Origin of the sequence: Clostridium sp. HV4-5-A1G (assembly GCF_900184915.1) — a bacterium.
Taxonomy (GTDB): Bacteria; Bacillota; Clostridia; order Clostridiales; family Clostridiaceae; genus Clostridium_B; species Clostridium_B aromativorans.
The window spans coordinates 1-4,031 of the sequence record NZ_FXYI02000242.1; the positions used below are offsets into that span (position 1 = coordinate 1).

Here is a 4,031-nt window from a genome sequence, read left to right on the forward strand (position 1 = left end):
ATTAAAATATACTAATAGTATAAACATATGAACAATTACTCATATATTCATATGTAAATTTTAATACATATAGAAGGAAATATTATAAGCAGCTGTATAAAAGAAAGAGATGGAGGGAATTTGAATGAATGTGACTGTGGACGGCAAATTAAGTGACAGTAGGATTATAGATGTTAAAGGTAATGATAAAAAAAGAGAGTTTATACTGGAGAACTTATGCTGTGCTAATTGTGCCAGTAAAATTGAAAGTCGGGTAAAGAATATTCCTGAAATAAAGACTGCATATTTAGATTTTCTGTCTAAGAAACTTATTGTACAATTGGAAGACGAACAAAAGCTGGATTATGTTGTAAAAAAAATAGAAAATATAATAAATACGATAGAACCGGAAGTAAAGGTACTATATGGCACGAAAAATCTTAAATCGGAGGAAAAAGGAAATTGTGATGAAACAAAAAATAACAGAATGGAAAATATAATTCAGGGAATAGGTGTTGTGCTCTATATAAGTGCTATAATTTTTAACTTTCAGTTCAAAATAGAAATGACATTGTATTTGATAAGCTATATTATAATTGGAAGAGAAATATTATTAAAAGCTTTTAGAAATATAATTAGAGGACAGGTATTTGATGAGAATTTCTTAATGTGCATTGCAAGTATAGGTGCTCTTTCCATTAAGCAGTTTCCAGAGGCTGTGGCAGTAATGCTGTTTTATAGAATTGGTGAGTATTTTCAGGATAGAGCTGTAGATAATTCCAGAAAATCCATATCAAATTTAATGAATATAAAACCGGATTTTGCCAGTGTAAAAGTGGAGGATGGAGTAAAAAAGATGGCTCCGGAGGAAGTAAATATTGGAGATATAATATTGATCAAGCCGGGAGAAAAAATACCTCTTGATGGAAAAGTAATAAACGGAGATTCCATGATTGATACTTCAGCTCTTACTGGAGAATCACTTCCAAAGAAGGTTTCTATAGGCGATGAGGTATTGGGTGGATTTATAAATAAAAATGGAGTGCTGTCTGTAAAAGTAACCAAGGAATTTGGACAATCTACTGTGGCCAGAATATTGGATTTAGTTCAAAATGCCAGCAGTAAAAAAGCTCCTACTGAAAATTTTATAACCAAATTTGCCAGATATTATACTCCTGCAGTAGTTATATTGTCCTTTATGCTAGCTGTCCTTCCACCTGTTCTCATGAGTGGAGAAACTTTTTCCGACTGGTTTTATAGAGCATTGATATTTTTGGTAGTTTCTTGTCCCTGCGCACTTGTTATATCCATACCGCTGGGATTCTTCGGGGGAATAGGAAGTGCTTCTAAAAATGGAATCCTTGTAAAAGGAGGAAACTACTTAGAAGCTCTAAATGATGTAAATACGGTGGTATTTGACAAAACGGGTACTCTGACTAAAGGGGTATTTGAGGTTGCGAAAGTGAAAAACTGCGGCGATTTTAAAGAAGAAGACATTTTAAAATATGCATCCTATGCCGAGTCTTATTCGAATCATCCTATTTCAACTTCAATATTAAGAGCTTATAATAAAGGAATAGAGAGGAATTTGATAAAAGACTATAATGAAATTCCGGGAAAAGGTATACAGGCTAATGTAAATGGTGTTCAAGTGCTGGTTGGAAACGGAAATTTGATGCTGGATAATAAAATTGCGGGAGAAAAAGTTCAGGAAATAGGAACTGTAGTACATGTGGCAGTTGACCGCAATTATGCAGGATATATAGTTATATCTGATGAAATAAAGGAAGATTCCAGAGAAGCAGTGGAAAGTTTAAAAAAAGTGGGCATAGGAAAGGTGATAATGTTAACTGGAGATAGCTATTCAGCAGGGAAAAAAGTAGCGGAAAATATCGGATTGGATGAGGTGTATACAGAACTTCTCCCAGATGGAAAAGTGAAAAAATTAGAAGAAATATACGGCAGAAATAATGGAAGACATAAATTGGCATTTGTAGGGGATGGAATTAATGATGCTCCGGTGCTTGCAAGAGCAGATGTAGGAGTGGCCATGGGAGGAATTGGTTCAGATGCTGCCATAGAAGCTGCGGACGTGGTTATAATGACGGATGAACCTTCAAAAATACCAGTAGCCATTAAAATAGCGAGAAAAACCAAAAAAATAGTTGTACAAAATATAGTGATTGCCCTGGGAGTAAAATTTGTAATTTTGGTTTTGGGAGCTCTGGGAATAGCCAATATATGGGAAGCAGTATTTGGAGATGTGGGAGTTGCCCTTATAGCGGTGTTTAATTCTATGAGGACCATGAGATTTTAATCTATATAAACTTCAAATTGTTGTATAATATTACACGTAAGAATTAAAGATTGGGAGGATATATATGCTGGAAGAATTGTATAAATTGCAAAATGGAACAGATATAAGGGGAATTGCCATTGAGAACAGGGAAAAGGATATAAATTTAACTGCTGAAAGAGTGAAAATGATAACCAGAGGATTTGTGATATGGCTTAAAGGTAAAAAAAGCATAGGAAATGAAAAACTTAAAGTTGCAGTTGGTATGGATTCAAGACTGTCAGGTCCGGAAATCAAGGATGCTGTATCCGGAGAACTTTTAAATCTTGGATGTACTGTATGTGACTGTGGATTGTGTACTACGCCGGCTATGTTTATGACTACCGTACATCCAGACTATAAATGTAATGGTTCTATTATGATAACGGCGAGCCACCTGCCCTATTATTATAATGGATTGAAATTTTTTACTGAAAAGGGCGGCTGCGAGAGTGATGATATAAAATATATATTGACAAAAGCTCTGGAGGGTAATTATGAAGATGACTGTAGGAGGGGAAAAATTTTAAAAATAGATTTTATAAGTGAATATTCTAAGCTGCTGATTGAAAAGATTAGGGAGAGTATAAATTCAGAAACAAATTATGAGATACCGTTAGCAGGTCTTAAAATCATAGTGGACGCTGGTAATGGAGCAGGAGGATTTTTTACAAGCAAAGTCTTGGAGCCATTAGGTGCTGATACCGATGGGAGCCAGTTTATCAATCCAGATGGAAGATTTTCCAACCATATTCCCAATCCAGAGGCTAAAGAGGCCATGGATTCCATAAGAAACGCCGTAATTGAAAATGAGGCTGATTTGGGAGTAGTATTTGATGCAGATGTAGACAGGGCAGCTATTGTAGATGACAGCGGCAGAAAAATAAACAGAAACGCTCTCATAGCTTTAGCCTCTTCTATAGTTTTAGAAGAACATCCGGGTACTGCTGTAGTTACTGATTCTGTAACTTCGAGAGGATTAAGTGAATTTATTGAAAATTTAGGGGGAATACATCACAGGTTTAAGAGAGGTTATAGAAATGTTATAAATGAAGGTATAAGATTAAATAATGAAGGAAAAGATTGTTTTTTAGCCATTGAAACATCAGGCCATGCAGCTTTAAAGGAAAATTATTTTTTAGATGATGGTGCTTATTTAATAGCAAAAATACTGATAAAAATGGCTAAACTTAAAAAACAGAGAAAAAATATAGAAAGTTTGATAGACAGTTTAAAAACTCCACTGCAGAGTTTAGAATTTAGGTTTCCTGTTTTAAAGGACAATTTTATAGAATATGGTTCTACAATAATAGAGAATCTAAAAGAATATATAAAAGGAATTAAAGGATGGAAAGAGGCAGTCAATAATTATGAGGGAATAAGAGTGGAGTGTGACAATAAAAATGGGGATGGATGGTTTTTATTAAGACTTTCTCTTCATGAACCGGTGTTGTGCTTGAATATTGAGTCAGATGCTGAAACGGGATCAGGGGTAATTGTGGATAGGCTAAAGCCATTTTTTACAAAATATGAGGATTTAAACAGCAGTAGTTTCAAATGAGCACATAATTTTTACTATATACGGTATGTGCTATACTAGATATCTTAATTTATACTATACATGATAAAAATGATATACTATAATATCTCACTCTTATACACATATACCAGACCACGAGACCGTACTAGATGTCGTAAGCCGTCTTCTCATTGAAAA

General features: G+C 34.4%; 2 protein-coding genes. Both read left to right on the forward strand.

Annotation, left to right across the window (positions count from 1 at the left end; genetic code table 11):
* Positions 1–124 precede the first annotated feature (124 nt).
* Positions 125–2,296: a heavy metal translocating P-type ATPase gene (locus J5G60_RS17005; RefSeq protein ID WP_150358978.1), complete on the forward strand. Its 2,172-nt coding sequence runs from the start codon at positions 125–127 to the stop codon at positions 2,294–2,296.
* A gap of 64 nt (positions 2,297–2,360) precedes the next feature.
* On the forward strand, positions 2,361–3,875 hold the full coding sequence (locus J5G60_RS17010; protein WP_150358979.1) for a phosphomannomutase/phosphoglucomutase: 1,515 nt from the start codon (positions 2,361–2,363) through the stop codon (positions 3,873–3,875).
* Positions 3,876–4,031: the final 156 nt, after the last annotated feature.